This window comes from Bosea sp. 685, from assembly GCF_031884435.1.
In the GTDB taxonomy this organism is placed as follows: Bacteria; Pseudomonadota; Alphaproteobacteria; order Rhizobiales; family Beijerinckiaceae; genus Allobosea.
Window position 1 is genome coordinate 6,329,095 of record NZ_CP134779.1, and the last position, 19,258, is coordinate 6,348,352.

General features: G+C 64.5%; 18 protein-coding genes. 9 read left to right on the forward strand and 9 right to left on the reverse strand.

Annotation, left to right across the window (positions count from 1 at the left end; translation table 11 throughout):
• Positions 1-60: 60 nt before the first annotated feature.
• From mnmG to RMR04_RS30795, 4 genes are read left to right on the forward strand one after another with little or no spacing between them, the layout of a single operon-like run.
• Positions 61-1,953, forward strand: a complete 1,893-nt coding sequence (mnmG, locus tag RMR04_RS30780) for a tRNA uridine-5-carboxymethylaminomethyl(34) synthesis enzyme MnmG (RefSeq protein ID WP_311912285.1) — start codon at positions 61-63, stop codon at positions 1,951-1,953.
• 3 nt (positions 1,954-1,956) lie between these two features.
• Positions 1,957-2,604, forward strand: a complete 648-nt coding sequence (gene rsmG, locus RMR04_RS30785; protein ID WP_311912286.1) for a 16S rRNA (guanine(527)-N(7))-methyltransferase RsmG — start codon at positions 1,957-1,959, stop codon at positions 2,602-2,604.
• A complete protein-coding gene (locus RMR04_RS30790; protein ID WP_311912287.1) occupies positions 2,601-3,431 on the forward strand; it encodes a ParA family protein in 831 nt (276 codons plus the stop codon). The genes rsmG and RMR04_RS30790 overlap by 4 nt, the downstream gene beginning before the upstream one ends.
• Positions 3,432-3,469: 38 nt before the next feature.
• Positions 3,470-4,348 carry a ParB/RepB/Spo0J family partition protein gene (locus RMR04_RS30795; protein WP_311912288.1) on the forward strand — a complete coding sequence of 293 codons (879 nt, stop codon included), beginning with the start codon at positions 3,470-3,472 and terminating at the stop codon, positions 4,346-4,348.
• Between the two features lie 48 nt (positions 4,349-4,396).
• On the opposite strand, the gene holA is transcribed toward RMR04_RS30795, so the two are convergent.
• Genes holA through leuS form a run of 3 tightly spaced genes read right to left on the reverse strand, consistent with a single transcriptional unit; the run spans position 4,397 to position 8,619 of the window.
• Positions 4,397-5,428, reverse strand: coding sequence for a DNA polymerase III subunit delta (gene holA, locus RMR04_RS30800; RefSeq protein WP_311912289.1), 1,032 nt, complete (start codon positions 5,426-5,428; stop codon positions 4,397-4,399).
• A gap of 16 nt (positions 5,429-5,444) precedes the next feature.
• Positions 5,445-6,008, reverse strand: a complete 564-nt coding sequence (gene lptE / locus RMR04_RS30805; protein ID WP_311912290.1) for an LPS assembly lipoprotein LptE — start codon at positions 6,006-6,008, stop codon at positions 5,445-5,447.
• Positions 5,995-8,619, reverse strand: coding sequence for a leucine--tRNA ligase (gene leuS / locus RMR04_RS30810; protein WP_311912291.1), 2,625 nt, complete (start codon positions 8,617-8,619; stop codon positions 5,995-5,997). The genes lptE and leuS overlap by 14 nt, the downstream gene beginning before the upstream one ends.
• A 95-nt stretch (positions 8,620-8,714) precedes the next feature.
• On the opposite strand from leuS, the gene RMR04_RS30815 reads away from it, so the two are divergent.
• Entirely contained in the window at positions 8,715-9,380 is a 666-nt protein-coding gene (locus RMR04_RS30815) for a YggS family pyridoxal phosphate-dependent enzyme (protein WP_311912292.1), read from the forward strand.
• 204 nt (positions 9,381-9,584) lie between these two features.
• Here the strand turns inward: RMR04_RS30815 and RMR04_RS30820 are convergent, their stop codons facing one another.
• Together RMR04_RS30820 and RMR04_RS30825 are read right to left on the reverse strand one after the other, a co-directional pair.
• Positions 9,585-9,968 carry a glyoxalase superfamily protein gene (locus RMR04_RS30820; protein ID WP_311912293.1) on the reverse strand — a complete coding sequence of 128 codons (384 nt, stop codon included), beginning with the start codon at positions 9,966-9,968 and terminating at the stop codon, positions 9,585-9,587.
• Positions 9,969-10,188: 220 nt separating this feature from the next.
• A complete protein-coding gene (locus RMR04_RS30825) occupies positions 10,189-10,758 on the reverse strand; it encodes a L,D-transpeptidase family protein (protein ID WP_311912294.1) in 570 nt (189 codons plus the stop codon).
• An 81-nt stretch (positions 10,759-10,839) separates the two neighbouring features.
• Between RMR04_RS30825 and RMR04_RS30830 the strand changes: the two genes are divergently transcribed.
• Positions 10,840-11,526 carry a response regulator transcription factor gene (locus RMR04_RS30830; RefSeq protein WP_311912295.1) on the forward strand — a complete coding sequence of 229 codons (687 nt, stop codon included), beginning with the start codon at positions 10,840-10,842 and terminating at the stop codon, positions 11,524-11,526.
• 6 nt (positions 11,527-11,532) lie between these two features.
• On the forward strand, positions 11,533-11,997 hold the full coding sequence (locus tag RMR04_RS30835) for a cyclic nucleotide-binding domain-containing protein (RefSeq protein ID WP_311912296.1): 465 nt from the start codon (positions 11,533-11,535) through the stop codon (positions 11,995-11,997).
• Between the two features lie 10 nt (positions 11,998-12,007).
• On the opposite strand, the gene xth is transcribed toward RMR04_RS30835, so the two are convergent.
• Positions 12,008-12,823 (reverse strand): exodeoxyribonuclease III, encoded by an 816-nt coding sequence (xth, locus tag RMR04_RS30840; protein WP_311912297.1) that lies wholly within the window; start codon positions 12,821-12,823, stop codon positions 12,008-12,010.
• 268 nt (positions 12,824-13,091) lie between these two features.
• Complete coding sequence (locus tag RMR04_RS30845) at positions 13,092-13,820, reverse strand: HAD-IA family hydrolase (protein ID WP_311912298.1); 729 nt, start codon at positions 13,818-13,820, stop codon at positions 13,092-13,094.
• 426 nt (positions 13,821-14,246) lie between these two features.
• Between RMR04_RS30845 and RMR04_RS30850 the strand changes: the two genes are divergently transcribed.
• Positions 14,247-14,957: a GntR family transcriptional regulator gene (locus RMR04_RS30850; RefSeq protein ID WP_311912299.1), complete on the forward strand. Its 711-nt coding sequence runs from the start codon at positions 14,247-14,249 to the stop codon at positions 14,955-14,957.
• 162 nt (positions 14,958-15,119) lie between these two features.
• Here the strand turns inward: RMR04_RS30850 and RMR04_RS30855 are convergent, their stop codons facing one another.
• On the reverse strand, positions 15,120-15,944 hold the full coding sequence (locus RMR04_RS30855) for a LolA family protein (RefSeq protein ID WP_311912300.1): 825 nt from the start codon (positions 15,942-15,944) through the stop codon (positions 15,120-15,122).
• Between the two features lie 231 nt (positions 15,945-16,175).
• Positions 16,176-18,740, reverse strand: a complete 2,565-nt coding sequence (locus tag RMR04_RS30860) for a DNA translocase FtsK (RefSeq protein WP_311912301.1) — start codon at positions 18,738-18,740, stop codon at positions 16,176-16,178.
• Between the two features lie 171 nt (positions 18,741-18,911).
• Here RMR04_RS30860 and RMR04_RS30865 point away from each other — a divergent pair, with 171 nt between their 5' ends.
• Complete coding sequence (locus RMR04_RS30865; protein ID WP_311912302.1) at positions 18,912-19,253, forward strand: antibiotic biosynthesis monooxygenase family protein; 342 nt, start codon at positions 18,912-18,914, stop codon at positions 19,251-19,253.
• Positions 19,254-19,258 lie beyond the last annotated feature (5 nt).

Here is a 19,258-nt window from a genome sequence, read left to right on the forward strand (position 1 = left end):
ACGAGGGCTCATCGCCTTATAATCATTGACCCCCGGGCCGGGCTTCGCTAGCGAATCCGCATGTCTCTTCCTGTTGTCGAAACGCGCTACGACGTGATCGTGGTCGGTGGCGGCCATGCCGGCGCCGAGGCGGCGAGTGCAGCCGCGCGGCTTGGCGCGCGCACCGCACTGATCACGCATCGACCGGAGACGATCGGCGTGATGTCCTGCAATCCGGCGATCGGCGGTCTCGGCAAGGGGCATCTTGTCCGCGAGATCGATGCGCTCGATGGCGTCATGGCGCGGGCAGCCGACCGGGCCGGCATTCAGTTCCGCATGCTGAACCGCCGCAAAGGTCCCGCCGTGCGCGGTCCCAGGGCCCAGGCGGATCGCAAGCTTTATCGCCTGGCTGTTCAGGATTTATTAGCTGAGCAGGGCAATCTCGAGATCGTCGCCGGCGAGGTGTTCGATATCGCGATCGAGGACGACCAGGTCAGCGCCGTGATTCTGGCGGATGGACGTCGATTCGCTACCGGAACAGTCGTCTTGACGACCGGAACCTTCCTGCGCGGCTTGATCCATATCGGCGAGGCCAAGATTCCGGCCGGGCGTGTCGATGAGGCGCCTTCGCTGGGGCTGTCTGCGACCTTGGAGCGCCATGGCTTTCCGCTTGGCCGCCTCAAGACTGGCACCCCACCGCGTCTGGATGGGCGCACGATCGATTGGGCGGCGCTCGAAATGCAGGCCGGCGACGATCCGCCCGAGCCTTTCTCGGCGTTGACCACGGCGATCACCACGCCGCAGATCTCCTGCGGGATTACGCGCACGACTTTGGCGACTCATGATTTGATCCGCGCCAATCTCCACCGCGCTCCGATGTTCTCCGGCCAGATCGAGGGCCGCGGGCCGCGCTACTGCCCCTCGATCGAGGACAAGGTCGGTCGCTTCGGCGACCGCGACGGCCACCAGATCTTCCTTGAGCCCGAGGGGCTTGACGATGACACGGTCTATCCCAACGGCATCTCGACCTCCCTGCCGGAGGATGTGCAGCTCGGCGTGCTCAAGACGATTCCGGGCCTGGAGCGTGCCACCATGCTGCGCCCCGGCTATGCGATCGAGTACGACTTCGTCGATCCACGCGCCTTGAGGAACACGCTGGAGACGCGCGCCGTCCGAGGCTTGTTCCTGGCGGGCCAGATCAACGGCACGACAGGTTATGAAGAGGCGGGCGCGCAAGGGCTGTTCGCGGGTTTGAACGCTGCGCGCCGGGCCGGCGGGGTCGAGCCGATCGTGTTCGAGCGCACCACCTCCTATATCGGGGTTCTGGTCGACGATCTGGTCACGCGCGGGGTTACGGAGCCGTACCGAATGTTCACGTCGCGGGCAGAGTTTCGCCTGTCATTGCGCGTCGACAATGCCGATGAGCGCTTGACGCCGCTTGGCATGGAGCTTGGCCTGGTGAGCTCGCTGCGTCGCGACCATTTCGAAGCCCGACGCGCTGCCATCGCACGGTTGCAGGCCCGATTGAAGGATGTTTGGGTCACGCCGCAACAAGCGGAAGGGGCCGGGATCCATCTCAACCGCGATGGCCTGCGGCGGAGCGCCTACCAGCTGCTCTCCTATCCCGATATCGGCTATGAGAGCCTCGCAGTGATCTGGCCGGATCTTGCCGATTATGATCCGTCTGTTGTTTCACGTGTGACAGCGGATGCGGTCTATTCGGTCTATCTCGATCGCCAATCCGCGGAGATCCAAGCCTATAAGCGCGATCAGGCGCTGAAGGTGCCGGAGGATCTCGATCTCGACGGCATCTCGGGCTTGTCCAACGAGATCAAGCTGAAGCTGAATGCGGAGCGGCCAGCCGACCTCGCCCAAGCGGCACGGATCGAGGGCATGACGCCTGCCGCGCTGACCTTGCTGGCGGCGCATGCGCGGCGTGGGCGTCGCCAGCGCGCTCCTGAACCGATCGCGTGATTCATGACTGTTGATAAAAGCGACAGGGCGCATGCTTTGCGCTTGACGCCTGTTTCACGTGAAACAGAGGAGCGTCTGGCGATCCTCGTCGCCGAGCTCGAGCGCTGGCAGGCGGCGAAGAATCTGGTGTCCTCGAGCACGTTGAAGGATGTCTGGACGCGCCATATCGCGGATTCGCTGCAACTCTTCGATCTGGCCCGAGACTCGCAGCGCTGGCTCGACCTCGGCTCCGGCGGCGGCTTTCCCGGGTTGGTGATCGGCATTTGCCTGGCGGAGCAGGGGACGGGCGAGATCCATCTTGTCGAGAGCAATAGCCGCAAATGCGCCTTCCTGCGGCATGCCGCGCGTTTGACGGGCGCGCCGGTCAAGGTTCACAATGCACGGATCGAGGATGCGGTCGGCGATTTTGCTGGTAAAATCGATGTGGTTTGTGCGCGAGCCCTGGCACCGCTGCCGCTGCTGTTGGACTGGTGCAAAGACCTGTTGAGAACAGGGGCCTTGGGGCTCTTTCCCAAGGGACAACATCTAGATGCTGAATTGACCGACGCGTCTAAATATTGGAAGATTCAGGCCTCAACGGTTTCTTCCGTGACAGACAGCGCCGCGCGCATCCTGATGGTTCGTGCGGTCGAGAAGCGGGCCGATTCATGACCGATCTTACTCCTATTGTCCTGCCGCGCCGTCCGCGCGTGCTGGCGCTCGCGAATCAGAAGGGCGGCGTCGGCAAGACGACGACGGCGATCAATCTCGGCACGGCGCTGGCGGCGATTGGCGAGAAGGTGCTGATCGTCGATCTCGACCCGCAGGGCAATGCCTCGACAGGGCTCGGCATCGACCGCAAAAGCCGTAAATCCTCGACTTATGACGTCCTGTGCGGCGACGTCGGTCTTGGGCAGGCGATGCAGGAGACGGCGGTCCCGGGTCTGTTCCTGGCGCCATCGACGCTGGATCTGCTTGGCGTCGAGCTTGAGATAGCCTCCTCCAAGGACCGCGCCCATCGCCTGAAGAACGCGATTGACGAGCTGGTCTATGACCAGCGCTGTTCTGACCTGACCTATGTGCTGATCGATTGCCCACCCTCGCTGAGCCTCATCACCATCAATGCGATGACTGCGGCGGATGCCGTGCTGGTGCCGCTGCAATGCGAGTTCTTCGCCTTGGAAGGCTTGAGCCAGCTGCTCAAAACGGTCGAGCAGGTCCGCAACGGCCTCAACCCGCGCCTGGTCATCCAGGGTGTGGTTTTGACGATGTACGATCCGCGCAACAACCTGTCCGGCCAGGTGATGGCGGATGTCCGAGAATTCCTCGGCGACAAGGTCTATGAGACCGTGATCCCGCGCAATGTCCGGGTGTCGGAGGCGCCGTCCTATGGCAAGCCGGTGCTGCTCTACGACCTGCGCTGCTCGGGTTCGCAGGCCTATCTGAAGCTGGCCTCCGAGGTGATCAAGCGCGAGCGCGTTCTGCGCGCGGCAGCCTGAACCACGACGAAAAGACGAGAGAGTACAAGAGGATGGCTATGGCCGAAGAACAGGGGCGCTCGCGGCTCGGCCGAGGCCTGGCGGCGCTGATCGGCGATGTCGGCGAGGAGATCGGAGCGATCGACCGGGCGCGCGGCCAGAGGCGCGTGCCTGTCGAATTCCTGCGTCCGAGCGCGCGCAATCCACGGCGCAGCTTCGGTGAGGACGATCTCGAAGAGCTCACGGCCTCGGTTCGCGAGCGCGGCATCCTGCAGCCGATCATCGTGCGCTCGATTCCCAACATGCTCGACGCCTACGAGATCATTGCGGGCGAACGGCGCTGGCGCGCAGCCCAACGCGCAGGCCTGCACGACGTGCCGGTCATCCTGGTCGAGGCTGATGATCGCGAAGCGCTCGAAATCGCCATCGTCGAGAACGTTCAGCGCACCGATCTGAACGCGATCGAGGAGGCTGCCGGCTATGAGCGGCTGATCGCGGAGTTCAATTATACGCAAAACGACCTTGCGCGGGTCATCGGCAAGAGCCGCAGCCATGTCGCCAACACCTTGCGGCTGTCCAAACTGCCGGAATCGGTGCGGAAGATGGTCAGCGAAGGCGCGGTTTCGGCCGGCCATGCCCGTGCCTTGCTGTCCGTTTCGGAGCCGGAACTGATGGCTCGCAAGATCGTGGACGAAGGGCTCAGTGTCCGTGACATCGAGCGGATCGTTCAGGACGAATCGCGCGGCGAGAGCAAAAGCGTTCCAGGCAAGCCCAAGATCGATAAGGATCCCGATACCCGCGCGGTCGAGAAGGCCCTCGAGGAAGCGCTGGGACTGTCGGTCTCGATTCAGCACCGGGCCAATGGCGCCGGCGAGATGAAGATTGGTTACAAGACGCTCGAGCAGCTCGAAGCGCTTTGCCGCAGGTTGAAGGCCTGAGCCGAGCAATTCTCGATCCAGTTGGATCGGAAATTGCTCCAAAATGCTTCAGTCTCCACGCGCTCCGGAACGGCCGAGACGCGCCAGGGTCCAGAGCGCGCGCACTGCGGCGGGCCGGGCGATATCGCCGTCCCGCCTGACGGCAAGCGTCGCTGCCCCCAGAAGCGAGATGGCCTCCATCAGTTTCGCGGTCGTCCAGGCCGAAAGCGCCGCCTCCATCGCCGGAATACGTGGAAAGGGCAGCCGCATGGTCGCAACGACGTCCTTGACGCCGCGGCCGGCATCGACGCTTTGCCGCGATTTGAGCAGCGTCAGCGCCTGCCGCAGCACCGCACCCAGCATGACCCCGGGATCGAGGCCCTCCCCGCTCAATTTGGCATAGGCTAGATCGAGCGCCGGCAGGCGCCCGGCGAAGACGGCATCGACCAGAGCCGCCTGTTCGCGCTGGGCCGTGTCGCCGACGACCGCCTCAATATGCTCGCTCAGGACCGCGGGATCGGCCCCGACATAGAGCAGGAGCTTCTCGATCTCGCGCCGCGATGTCTGCCGGTCGCCGCCGAGCAGTCCGGCGAGATGGTCGCGATTGACGCGGTCGATGGTCTTGCCCGCGGCGCGCAGCATCTCGTCGATCAGACTGCCAAGATCACGGGCGCCGTCGCTGTAGCAGGGAACAGCGAGCGCGGAGCGCGCCTTTTCACAGGCGACACGCAAAGGATTGCTGCGCTGGAGATCGCCGGCCTCGATGATCACGATGGCGTCACGCGACGGCGTTGCGAGCAAGGGTTCGACGGCCGCCGTCAGCAGTTTGCCTGTGGCGGAGACGCGGATGGCACGCCGGCCGCCGAACAGGCCGATGGTGTTGGCCTCGTCGACGAGCTTGAGCGGGTCGGAGGCGATGTCGTCGCCGCTCATCCGCACGAGCTGGAAGGCGTCGTTGGCGTCGTCGACATTGGCGCGCGCCAGCGCGGCTGCGCGCTCCGAGACCAGGCCCGTATCGGGGCCGTAGATCAGAAACAGCCGCCAGGCCGGATCGGGCTTGGCCAGCGTGCGCTCGGCCTCATGCGCCTTGACGGCGACCATGGCAGGCGTTCTCGCTTCAGCCGGAGACCAGATCGGCGGCGAGCTGCCCCTTGATCAGCTGGGCCAGGCTCTTGGCCGCGCGGATCTGGGCGTCGCGCGCGGCACGCACCGTGGCGAAGCGCTGCGAGGAGCGCTCATAGGGCGCGCGCACGACATTGGTGCCCGAGGAGACAGTCTCGCCCGCGCCTCCTATGCGCTTCACCGTCCAGGTCGCGGTTGCGATCAGGATCGCGGAATCGGCGCGGCCGCTGGCGTAATCGACGGTAATGACTTCGATCGATTCGGTGATCTTGGTCTCGAAACGCAGGCGCTTCTGAACATCGGGCTCGCCGCCGCCATCGAGCTCGAAGGCGAGTTCATTGCGCAGGTAATGGCCGGTCAGCCCCTGAATCTGGGGGATTTCGACGCTCTTCAGCGCCGACTTGACGCTGCCGCCGACAGTGCTCGTGGTGTTCTCGGAATAGAGCGGTTGCAGGCAGCCCCCGGCGAAGGCCGTCGCCAGCAATGTGGCGGCCAGCATCACGCGGCGGGTCGGAACCGGCTGCGACAGGATCCGGTTCTGGGCTTCAGGCGACGACATTCACGATTCTCCCGGGCACGACGATGATCTTCCGGATCTCCCGGCCGTCAAGCGCCTTGATGACAGCCTCGGAGGCGCGCGCGAGCGCTTCCACGGCTACGGTATTCGCATCGGCGGGGACGGTCACCTCCGCGCGCTTCTTGCCGTTGATCTGCACCGGCAGCACGATGCTGTCGTCCTTCAGCAGGGTCTCGTCGGCACCAGGCCAAGCAGCCTCGCCGATGAGCCCCGGCTGCCCCAGCGCCTGCCAGCACTCCTCGGCGAGATGCGGCATCATCGGTGCGACAAGTTGCGTGGCGATGATGGCGGATTCATGCAGCGCGAAGGCGACGTCCGGCGCGAGTGCGGCGTTTTCGGCGGCCGCGTCGAGCGCTTTGCCGATGGCGTTGGTCAGCGAATAGATATGGGCGATGCAGCGGTTGAAACCGAGGCGCTCGATATCGAAACCGACCGCATGCAAGGCGCGGTGGCTGGCGCGGCGCAGCGTCAAGGCCTGCTCGCCCAGGGCGGCCGGCATGCCGGCGCTGTTGCCGGTGCGCTCGGCGATCTCGCCGACGAGCCGCCAGAGGCGCTGGACGAAGCGGGCGGCGCCCTGGACGCCCTCATCGGTCCAGATCACGTCGCGGTCGGGCGGTGAATCGGAGAGCATGAACCAGCGCGCGGTGTCGGCGCCGTAGGAGGCGATGATGTCATCGGGATCGACGACATTCTTCTTCGACTTCGACATCTTCTCGATGGCGCCGATCTCGATCGGCGCGCCGGTATCGACATGGAAGCCGCGGCGCTCAGTGCCGTTCACCTCGATGCGGACATCGCCCGGCTCGACCCAGCTGCCGTCCTTGCCGCGATAGGTCTCATGGACGACCATGCCTTGCGTGAACATGCCGTCGAAAGGCTCGTCCAGCCCGGCATGGCCGGTCGCCTTCATGGCGCGGGTGAAGAAGCGCGAATAGAGCAGATGCAGGATCGCGTGCTCGACGCCGCCGATATACTGGTCGACCGGCAGGAAGCGGTCGACGGCCGGCCGGTCGGTCGGGCTCTCGATGCGCCAGGGATCGGTGAAGCGGGCGAAATACCAGGACGAATCGACGAAGGTGTCCATCGTGTCGGTTTCGCGCCGGGCCGGCTTGCCGCATTGCGGGCAGGCGACATGCTTCCATGTCGGGTGATGGTCGAGCGGGTTGCCGGGCCGGTCGAAGGAGACGTCGTCGGGCAATTTGACCGGCAGGTCGGCGTCGGGCACCGGCAGCGTGCCGCAATCGGCGCAATGGATCACCGGAATCGGGCAACCCCAGTAGCGCTGGCGCGAAACGCCCCAGTCGCGCAGGCGGAAATTGACCTTGCGCGTGGCGATAGGGCTGTTGCCGCGCGTCTCGGCTTCCAGCCGACGGGCGACTTCTTCTTTCGCTTCCGGAATGGTCATACCGTCGAGGAAGCGCGAATTGATCATGCGACCGTCATCGCCATAGGCGGTGTCGGTGATGATGAAGCTCGCGGCGTCCTGGCCCTCAGGCGCCACGACCGGGGTGACGCCGAGCCCATATTTGTTGACGAAGTCGAGGTCGCGCTGGTCATGGGCCGGGCAGCCGAAGATCGCGCCGGTACCGTAGTCCATCAGGATGAAATTGGCGACATAGACCGGCAAAGTCCATGATTTATCAAAGGGATGCACAGCGCGGATGCCGGTGTCGAAACCGAGCTTCTCGGCCTTGTCGATGTTTTCCTGGGCCGTGCCGGTGCGCTTGCAGTCCTCGATGAAGGCCTGCAGGGCCGGGTTGTTCTCCGCCGCCGCCTTGGCCAGCGGGTGGTCAGGCGCGATCGCCATGAACTTGGCGCCAAACAGCGTGTCGGGCCGGGTCGTGTAGATCTCCAGCTCGTTGCGGCCATAGGGATTCGATTCGAGAGCGAAACGAATCAACAGCCCTTCCGAGCGGCCGATCCAGTTCTTCTGCATCAACCGGACCTTGTCGGGCCAGCGCGTCAGGCCTTCCAGCGCGTCATGCAGCTCCTGGGCGTAGTCGGTGATCTTGAAGAACCACTGCGTCAGCTCGCGGATTTCCACGGGCGCGCCGGAGCGCCAACCGCGCCCATCGATGACCTGTTCATTGGCGAGCACGGTCTCGTCGACCGGGTCCCAGTTGACCTTGGCGGTCTTGCGGTCGACCAACCCGGCCTTGAGGAAGTCCAGGAACAGCTTCTGCTGGTGCTTGTAATAGCTCGGGTCGCAGGTCGCGAGCTCCCGGCTCCAGTCGAGCGACAGGCCCATGGACTGCAGCTGCGTCCGCATCGTCGCGATATTGGCGTAGGTCCATTCGCGGGGATGGACCTTGTTGGCCTTGGCGGCGTTCTCGGCCGGCAGGCCGAAGGCATCCCAGCCCATCGGATGGAGCACGGCGAAACCCTTGGCGCGCTTATAACGCGCGACGACGTCACCCATCGCATAATTGCGGACATGGCCCATATGGATGCGGCCGGAAGGGTAGGGAAACATCTCGAGGACGTAGTAGCTCGGGCGCGGATCGTCATTGCGGGTCTCGAAGAGCTTGCGCTCCTCCCAGACACGGCGCCATTTCGGCTCTGATTCCTTGGGATTGTAGCGTTCGACGGCCATGATAACGGGCAATTCTTGCGTGATCGGATGAGCCCGGACTAGGACACCATTGCAGCCACGCGGTCAACGCTGCACAGGGCATGAAGGGACTACCGATGAGCGATACGGTTACGCGTTTGGCCGCCACACGGGCCGCGATTGCGCGTGCGGCGCGTGATTTCGAGCGCGAGCCCGATTCGGTTGCGCTGATCGCGGTTTCGAAGACGATGCCGGCAGAGGCGATTCTGCCGGCGCTGGAGGCCGGACAGCGCATCTTCGGCGAGAACTATGTCCAGGAGGCCAAGGCCAAATGGCCGGAGCTGAAGCAGCGCTTTCCTGATGCCCAGCTCCACATGATCGGGCCTCTGCAATCCAACAAGGCCCGCGAGGCGGTCGAATTGTTCGACGCGATCCATTCGCTCGATCGCGAGAGCCTGGCCAAGGAACTGGCGCGCGAGATCGGGCGCGCCGGCAAGGCTCCGACCCTGTTCGTCCAGGTCAACACCGGCGACGAGCCGCAAAAGGGCGGCGTCAGCCCGGCTGGGATCGATGCGTTCCTGGAAAACTGCCGCGTCCATCACGGCCTCGTGATCACGGGGCTGATGTGCATTCCGCCGGCCGATGAGCCGCCCTCGCCGCATTTCGCGCTGCTCGCCAAGATCGCGGCGCGCCATGGCCTACGCGGCCTCTCGATGGGCATGAGCGCAGATTACGAAGCAGCGATCCAGATGGGCGCGACCTATGTGCGCGTGGGCAGCGCAATTTTTGGCGCGCGGGGCTAGGCGCGCGAGCCGGCACGTTGCCCGGCTGTCTTCCGGGGTGTGTTGTCCTGCCCCAAAAATACGCCGTCATCCCGGGCGGAGCGTGGCGGAGACCCGGGATCCATTCCTGAACATATGCCTGCAATGCTCCGGCATGGATCCCGGATCGGCGCGGCTTCGCCGCTTGTCCGGGATGACGGCGTGGTTCCGGCAGGCTGCGAAACGCTACCGCCGCAACGGCTCTCCAACGTCGATGCGGTTGCCGTCGGGGTCCTCGAAGACGAAGGCGCGCAGGCCGTAATCCTTGTCGCGCAGGCCCTTGAGGATGCGCAGGCCCTGGCCGCGAATGATGGCGTCGAGGGTGTCGATATCCTCGACCATCATATGGGCGACATTGAAGGGCGCCGCCTTGTGGTCGGGCTGCAGCGTCAGATGCAGTTCGGCGCCGTCGCGCTTTAGGATCATGAAGCCGACTGGATCGCCATTTTCGAAGGTTTTGCTGAAGCCGAGCGTGCCGGCGTAGAAATCATGCGCCCTGGCCATGTCCTTGACGGGGAGCATCGCCGCGATCCGCCCGAAGCGGAGGCCCGTTGAAGCCTTATCGGTCATCGTGAAAGTCTCGATTGGGAGAGCCGCATCGATGCAGGACGGTGCCTGCGATTCGGTCGGCCGGTCCGAAATTGATGGTCGAGACGGTGCCCGGACGGGTTTTCTAGAGCCATTTTCGATCCAGTTGGATCGTTCAATTGCCCTAGATTTTTGTTTTAACGCATTTTCTTCACGCGAACCGGTATCCACTTCGCCCGAAAACGCTCTAGCTGACGCGGCGCTATCTGACCAGAAGCACGCAATGCCGCGCCAGCCGCGGCAGCACCTTGGCGAAGACATGGCCCTCGACCGCGACGCAGCCGGCCGTGGGCGTGAAGCCGGCCCGCGCGAGATGCCAGAAGATCGCGCTGCCGCGGCCGCGAATCACCGGCGCGTCGTTCCAGCCGAGCTCGACGATGACATCGTAGAGATGGTCCTCGCGTGTCAGGCGCTCCTCGGCGGCGCCGGGCGGGCGGTCTATCAGCTGGTTGTAGCGGCGGTCGCTGGCATCGTCGCACCAGGCGTCGCGGGCGGTGATGGCACGCAGCGGCAGAAGGGTTCTCGGCCTGGGCAGCCGCGCCTTGCGGTAGAGCGCGCTGCGCAGCGGCAAAGCGGCGCGCGGGGTGCCGCCATCACCCTCGCGCTTGAGTACGACGATGCCGGAGCGACCGAGCGCGCAGGGGAATACCGCCCCGCCTGCGACCAGGAAGCCCTTGCTGCGGTCCCGGACCGAGGCGAAGACCCGCAGCCGGGTGAGACCGCGCGGCTTGCGAACCGACCAGGATGTGATCGGGCTCTCACGTTTTCTCACTGAAATTCCATCCTGCGTGACTTGCAGACACGAATCAGCGGGCTCATGGTGCCCGCTGCGCAACCGTCACAATGATCGTTCATGTCCGCCGTCCATCATATCCTTCTCGTCGATGATGACGAGACATTGCGCGACGCGCTGGCCGAACAGCTCGCGCTTTACGATGAGTTCAAGATCTCGACTGCCGGTACCGCGACCTCGGCGGTCAAGGCCGTGCAGGCCGAGCGGGTCGATCTCGCCGTGATGGATGTCGGCTTGCCCGACATGGACGGGCGCGAAGCCGTCAAGATGATGCGCAAGAACGGCTTCAAGAGCCCGGTGATCATGCTGACCGGCCAAGGCTCCGATTCGGACACGGTGCTGGGGCTGGAAGCCGGCGCCAATGATTATGTCGTCAAGCCGTTCAAATTCGCCGTGCTGCTGGCGCGCATCCGGGCGCATTTGCGCCAGTACGAGGCGAGCGAGGACGCGGTCTTTCAGGTCGGGCCCTATACCTTCCATCCCGGCTCGAAGCTGCTGGTCAGCGAGAAGGGCTCCAAGACCAAGCTGACCGAGAAGGAAACCGCGATCCTGCGCTTTCTCTATCGCGCCGGTCGCAAGCCGATCGCCCGCGAGATCCTGCTGCAGGAGGTCTGGGGCTATAACAGTCAGGTCACGACCCACACGCTCGAGACGCATATCTACCGGTTGCGCCAGAAGATCGAACCCGATCCGGGCAATGCGCGTTTGCTCGTGACGGATGCGGGCGGTTACCGCCTCAACCCTTAAGTCGATATGGCTCTCGACAACGACATTGCCCTGCTGGCCCGGCAGCCGCTGCTGAGTCTGATGGAGCGCGATGCGCTGCGGCTGGTGGCATTCGCGGCGGAAAGCCGCATCCTGCGCGCCGGCGATGTACTGTTTCGTGGCGGCGAGATGTCGGATGGCGCGGTGCTGATCATCTCGGGGGCGGTTGCCTTGCTGCACCAGGATGACGGCCAGCCCGCCGACGAGATCGTCGGCGCTGGCGCCTTGCTTGGAGAGATCGCCCTGTTCACCTCGGCGCACCGGCCGGTGACGGCGATCGCGCGCGAGCCGACGCAAGTGATGAAGCTGTCGCGCAGCGTGATGCGCCGTGTCCTCGCTGAGTTTCCGAGTTCGGCCGAGGCGATCGCTGAAGCGATCGGCGATCGTTTGCGCGAGTTCGTCGGCGAGTTGAGCCAGGTCCAGGCCGCGCTGAACGCGATTGATCGGGGCTGATAGAAGAGCCTCAAAGCTCCAGCGTCACCGTTACCGGCACGTGGTCCGAGGGACGCTCCCAGCCGCGTGCTTCGCGCAGGAAGGTGAGGTCGCGCAAAGCCGGCTTCAGCGCGTCCGAGAGCCAGATATGGTCGAGGCGGCGGCCGCGGTTGGAGGCTTCCCAGTCGGCGGCGCGGTAGCTCCACCAGCTATAGAGTTTCTCCGGTTCAGGCCTGAGCGTGCGCGCAGCATCGGTCCAGCCGAGCTCGCTGCGCAGCTTCTCCAGCGTCGTCGTCTCGATCGGCGTATGGCTGACCACATCGAGCAATTGCTTGTGGCTCCAGACATCGTGCTCATAGGGCGCGATGTTGAGATCGCCGAGCAGGATGGCGGGCCGGTCGGTCGGCTTCTTGGCGATGCCCCAGGCGCCGATCTCGTCGAGGAAGGCGAGTTTATGGGCGAATTTGTCGTTCCTGGCCGGGTCGGGAATATCGCCGCCCGCCGGAATGTAGAAATTATGGATCGCGACGCCGGCGGCGGCACCCGCGGCCTTGTCGAGCACGACGGTCATGTGGCGGGCGTCGTTCTTGCCGCACATCGCCATGGCCTCCTTCTCGCTGAAGGGCAGCTTTGAGACGATGGCGACGCCATTATAGCCCTTCTGGCCGATGAAGGCCTGATGGACATAGCCGATCTTCTCAAAGGCCTTGGCCGGAAACTGCTCGTCGGGCGTCTTAGTCTCCTGCAGGCACAGCACATCGGGCGCATGCGTGGTCAGGAAATCGCAGACCATGCCGATGCGCAGGCGCACCGAATTGATATTCCAGCTGGTGACGGTGAGTTGCACGCGAATGTTCCGGGCGGAGGGCTGCCGGAAACTGGTTTGTAGCGCGCGGAAAAGCAAGCACCGCGAGCGCAATCACGCCATCATTCCGGACAAGCGGCGTCAGTGGCGCCGGTCCGAAAGTCATCGCAGAACCCAGAGCGCTCCGATCGATTTAGGGTCCTGGCGGAGCTGGTCGAGGATCAGGCCGGATGCCGGGGCAAAGCGGGCCCTGCTGCAGCGATGATGATATGCCGATTATGCCGCTTGTTTTCCCTCTGACGTTCTCGATTCAGACGATGGCCGCCTCATTGGCGGTCAGTGCTGCGACGAGTTCGGCCAATGTCGAAACCGAGAGATCGGGCTTGGCGTGCTCGGCGCCGTAGCCGGTCAATCCTAGAGAGCGCCCGCCACGGTTGATCCAGGCGCAGGTGAGGCCGAGGCGGTTGGCTGGCGTGATGTCGGCGCGAAGACTCTGGCCGACATGGAGAATGCGCCTGCGCTCGATGCCGATGGCTGCGAGTTCCCGAATGGCCGTCTCGAAATGCGGCGTGTCCGGCTTGTAGGCGCCGACGCGTTCTGCCGTGACGACGAGGTCGAACGAGACATCGAGATGCCGGCTGGACGAGGCGAGCGAGCTTTCGTCGATATTGCTCAGCGCGCCGATTTTCGCGCGTGCCTGCAACGTCTTGAGACCTTCATGGCTGTCGGGATAGGCGAGCCAGGAATGGGGAGCGCGGGAGAACTCTTCCTTCAGCTCCTCGTCCACCGCCACGCCGAACTCGGCCGAAATGCGATCGAAGCACTGGCGCAGCACGTCCGGGTAGAGAAGAGCGGGGCGCTCCTGCTGGATTTCGGCGCGGGCCCGATCGAAAGCCATGAGCAGATCCGGGCCGGGTGCGACGATCCCATGCTGCGAAGTCCATCGCGACAGGAAGGCGATGATGGACGGTTCCCAGTCGATCAATGTCCCGTAGACGTCGAATGTGACGGCATCGAAATCCGACAAGCGCAGGCCCACAGCAAATCTCCATTCCACTCGGTTGCTTGATTAGCGATAAACGATTATCGCTAATCAAGCAACACCGCTCTTGCTGGAGCCGCATCGCCATAACCATCCTTTTTGGATCGATCGCGTCCGGCTCGTCGCGCATCGCCGCTGCCTGCTTGCGCTGGGCCTTGCCGGATCTGCCGGCGACCCTGCCTGGCTCGCGGCCATGCTTCCTTGTCGGCGCTTCCCGACGGCGCGCACCGGAAGCTTGAAACCCACCTACAGCATCAGACCGAATATCGTATTCGGCCTGATGCTGTAGGGTTTTGATCTTGCATCGGCTTGTCCCGAAAACCGGTTCCCTCTTTTCGTAGCCGATGCTCTGGCCTTGACGGCCTATCGGAATCTGCGCCAAGCCTTTGCTGCCAGCGCAAATCGATAGCCTCGGAGAAGACCGTGTCGCGTTCGGCGATCTTGCCCCAATTGCAAGCCAATCAAGTGGACAATCGCTCGGCGGCGGAGACCGTTGCCGACGCATTGCGACGTGGCATCTTGCGGGGCCAGATCGAGGGCGGCGAGCGGCTCAGGCAGGATCACATCGCCTCGCAGTTCGGCGTCAGCCAGATGATCGTCAGGGAGGCCTTCAAGCAACTCGGCTCTGAAGGCTTTCTTGTTTTCGAACCTCGGCGCGGCGTCAGCGTGACGCCTCTGAGCGTCGACGAGGCGTTCGAAATGACCAAGCTGCGCAGCCTGCTCGAGGCCCAGGCGCTGGAATGGGCGATCCCCAATCAGTCCAAGGACGACATCGCCTCTGCCGCCCAGCTTCTCGACGAGCTCGATGTCGCTACAACCACGGATGAGGTCATCGCGCTCAATGCCGCGTTCCATGAAACGCTCTATTGCCCATCTCAGCGGCACCGGACGCTGCGCCTTATACGAGCGATGCGGCTCAACTTTGAACGCTATCTTCGCTTCACATGGGACCGGATGCCTCAGCATCGCGCTCAATCGCAGGCCGAGCATCGGAGGCTCCTGGATTTGTGCAGAAACGGCCGATCCGATGAGGCTTGCGCGCTCCTAAGGGAACACATCACTGCAACGGGCGACTTGCTGACCAAGAGCCTGAGGTTGATCGACCGGCAAAATTCTCAAGAGCAAGATTCTTAAGAGCAAAATTCTCAAGAGAAAGTGCCGACGCCTGGCGGGATGGCTGATTGAACGCCGCACACCACCCGATCTGCGCTCACACATGGCAAGATCGAGGTGGTTCTGCCTTGTGCGCCCGGAATGACGACGCTTGGTCGAAATCCGGTCATTCGCCAAGGGATGTCAGAGCATGCGCTCGTAATTGATCATGAAATTCTTCGGATCGGGGCGGCGCTGGGTGTCGAGATTGTAGACCGAGACCGTGGTCTCATAGCCTTGCGGGTCGATCACCACCCAGCCGCGCAATTCATTGGCGGTGATGTCGTAGTTCAGGGTGATCTTGGAGGTGCCGCCCAGCGTCGAGCGGTCCTCGATCCTGACTGACAGGATGTCGCCCTTGGTGCTGGCGCCCATCACGACCGAATCGCGCGCCAGATCCATGCGCTCCTTGACCAGGAATTTCAGCGGGGTCTGGCCGATCGAATAGATATCCTGCGTCGCCAGCTTCTTGTCACGGATGGCGACGGAGGTGCCGTCGGCGATGACCTCGGTCGTCACCGGAGCGCGATACTCGAAGCGCATCTTGCCCGGGCGCTGAATGTAAAGCTTGCCCTCAAGACGGCGCCCATCGGGGGAAAACTGGATGAAATCGGCCTGCAGAGTGGCGAATCCATTGAAATAGGTATTCAGCCGCTCGACGGCCTCGTCCTGCGTCTGCGGAGCGGAGGACTTGCCCGATGCTTTCGCCGGGGTGGCCGCGATGCGCTGAGGCGCTTCGGCGGAAGCGGTTTGCACAGGCGTCGCCGCCGACGCCATGCGCGCCAATCCGAGGCCCTCAGGCCGCACGGGAGGCAGGCGCGTGCCGCTGCGCGACGGCTTGGCGGAGGCGATCGCCGGCTTGGACGGCTGCAGATTCAGCGGCTGGGCGCTGGCCCCACCGATGGAGGCTGCGAAGCCGAGCGCGGCGAGCGCGCCGATAGAGGCCCGCATCCGGAGGCGGCGTGTCATGAGCATGCAAGCTCCACTCAAAATCGGCCCAGAGGCCGGGATCATCGTGCCTTTGCCGGCACGTTGCAACAAACGGGTCATGGAGGCGAACCCACCGCCCCGGTCAAATCCTGGCGCGGGATTCATTCGAAAAACCGGTTCCCACTCTCACGAACCCGCTCCAATCAACGCATCGCGATCGCTGAAGGTTGCAGTACCGTCATGGCAATTTGAGGACGGGATAGCGGTGTTTCAATCCTCGTCTTCGCGGGCCCTGCCGGTTTCGACCAAGATCTCGCGCTTGCCGGCGTGGTTGGCAGGGCCGACGATGCCTTCGTTCTCCATCCGCTCCATGATCGAGGCGGCGCGGTTGTAGCCGATCTGGAGACGGCGCTGGATATAGGAGGTCGAGGCCTTCTTGTCGCGCAGCACCACCGCCACCGCCTGGTCGTAAGGGTCGTCGCTCTCGGCCTGGCCCATCGCGCTCTTGTCGAAGACCGCGCCGTCCTCGCCTTCAGCTGCGCCCTCCTCCTCCTCGGAGGTGACGGCCTCGAGATATTGCGGCCGGCCTTGCGTCTTGAGATGCGCGACGACCTTCTCGACCTCGGCATCGCTGACGAAGGGGCCGTGGACGCGGGTGATGCGCCCGCCGCCGGCCATGTAGAGCATGTCGCCCTGGCCGAGCAGCTGCTCGGCGCCCTGCTCGCCCAGGATCGTGCGCGAGTCGATCTTGGAGGTGACCTGGAAGGAGATCCGGGTCGGGAAGTTCGCCTTGATCGTGCCGGTGATGACGTCGACCGAGGGGCGCTGCGTCGCCAGCACGACATGGATGCCGGCCGCGCGCGCCATCTGGGCGAGACGCTGGATCGTGCCCTCGATCTCCTTGCCCGCGACCATCATCAGATCGGCCATCTCGTCGACGATGACGACGATATAGGGCAGAGGCTCGAGGTCCATGACCTCCTCCTCATAGATCGCCTCGCCGGAATGCTTGTCGAAGCCGGTCTGCACGGTGCGGGTGATGACCTCGCCGGCCGCCTTCGCCTCGCCGACGCGGGCATTGAAGCCGTCGATGTTGCGCACCGAGACCTTCGACATCTTCTTGTAGCGCTCCTCCATCTCGCGCACCGCCCATTTCAGGGCGACGACCGCCTTCTTCGGGTCGGTGACGACCGGCGTGAGCAGATGGGGAATGCCGTCATAGACGGAGAGTTCGAGCATCTTTGGATCGACCATGATGAGGCGGCACTCCTCCGGCTTCAGCCGGTAGAGCAGCGACAGGATCATGGTGTTGATCGCCACCGATTTGCCCGAGCCGGTGGTGCCGGCGACGAGCAGATGCGGCATGCGGGCGAGGTCGACGATCACCGGCTCGCCGCCGATGGTCTTGCCCAGCCCCAGTGCGAGCTTGTGCTTGGAGCTCTCGAAATCCTGGCTCGCCAGCAGTTCGCGCAGGAAGACGGTCTCGCGCTTGGCGTTGGGCAGTTCGATGCCGATGGCGTTCTTGCCCGGAATCACGGCGACGCGGGCTGCGATCGCGCTCATCGAGCGGGCGATGTCGTCGGCAAGCGAAATCACCCGCGACGACTTCGTGCCGGGCGCAGGCTCAAGCTCGTATAGCGTCACCACAGGGCCGGGGCGAACCTGGGTGATCTCGCCGCGCACGCCGAAATCCTCGAGCACGCCTTCGAGCAAGGTGGCGTTCTGCTCCAGCGCGTCGGTCGAGATCGCGTTGGCGGGCAGCTTCTTGGGTTCCGACAGATAGGTCAGCGGCGGCAATTCGAACTGGTCGCGGTCGAGCAGCGAGGGCTGGGCCTCGCGCTGCATGCGCTTTCCCGGCTTGGGCGCGACCGCAGGCGCAGTGACGCGTGGTGCGTTGAGATCGCGCAGATCCTGCGGCTCGTCGTCGTCTTCGGGCAGGTCGAGCGCAACGGGCCGCGACGGGCGTGAAACGGGCAGGGGCTCGGGCGCGAAAGGCGGGCTTGCGGCGCGTGGTGCGGCCTCGCCGAATTGCGGCTCGCGACGGACGCGGCCGGGCACGGGGGCCGAGGCGGCCGGGCCTGTATTGACCAGCGGCTCGGGCGGCTGCGGCAGGCGGCGCAGGATCATGCCCCTGAGCGACATCGCGCCATGGGCGAGCCAGCCGATCAGGATGACGGCGATGCCGGGTTCGTCGTCGCGACGATCCTCGCTCTCGCTCCAGGATTCGTCCTCATCCTCGTTCTCGGCGATCGGATCCTCATCGGTGACGAAGCCGAAGCCGGCCGCGGCGGTGATCGCAAGGATCGAGATGCCGGCATAAAGGAAGCCGACGAGGCCGCTCAGCGCATTGCCGGCGATGCCGACGAGGTTGCGGGTGCCGAACAGCAGGCCGTCGCCGATGACGCCGCCCATGCCGGTCGGCAGCGGCCAGCGCGGCGTGGCGGGGAGCGCGCTGGCGACCGCGCCGGTGGCGACGATGCCGACGACCCAGAGGCCGAGCTTGAGCGCGCCGCGATCGAACAGATGGAAACGCACCAGCCGCAGCGCCCAGATCACCGGCGGGAACAGCAGCGCGACGACGCCGAGCCCGATCAATTGCATCAGCAGATCGGCGACCATGGCACCGGGACGGCCGAGCCAGTTCCTGACGGCGCCGCTGGTGGCGTTGTTGATGCTGGGATCGTCGACCGACCAGGTCGCGAGCGCGATCGCGATCGCCGATGTCAGGGCCAGCAGGCCGAGCCCGACGAGCTCCGCCGCGCGCCGCGACAGGAACTCCCGCACCGGATCGGGCAGGCGGTCCATCAGCGAGGAGGAACGTCGGATCGTGCGCATGCTGGTGTCGTGCTTCGGGCTTCCGGCCGCGAGAGTCGGGCCTGTCCGGTCACGTTAGGAAGGTGAGGTTAAGACCCGCTTAACCTTGCGCCGTCCGGAAGGGGCAGTTGCACGCGGAACGAAGGCAGAGCCAAAAGCGTTCCGTGCTGAACCCGGGAGAGGGAGGGCGGCATGCTCGACGGCAATGGCGGCAAGGTTGCAACGATCGCACGGATCTGGCGTGGGCGCACGCTGGCGGAGAAAGCGGATGAGTATGCGGTCTATCTGCGCGAGGTCGGCGTACCTCCGCTGCTCGAACATGCGCTCGGCGCGCAGATGTTCCGGGAGGACCGCGCGACCGAAAGCGAGTTCCTCACGATCTCGTACTGGGAAAGCGTCGAGGCGATGTCGCGCTTCGCCGGGCCCGATCCACGCAAGATCCACCATTTGCCGCGTGATGAAGAGTTCCTGATAGAGCTGCCGGAGGGCGTGCAGGTGCTCGAGATCGCGCTGAACAAGGCGCCGGTGGGCTAACCTTC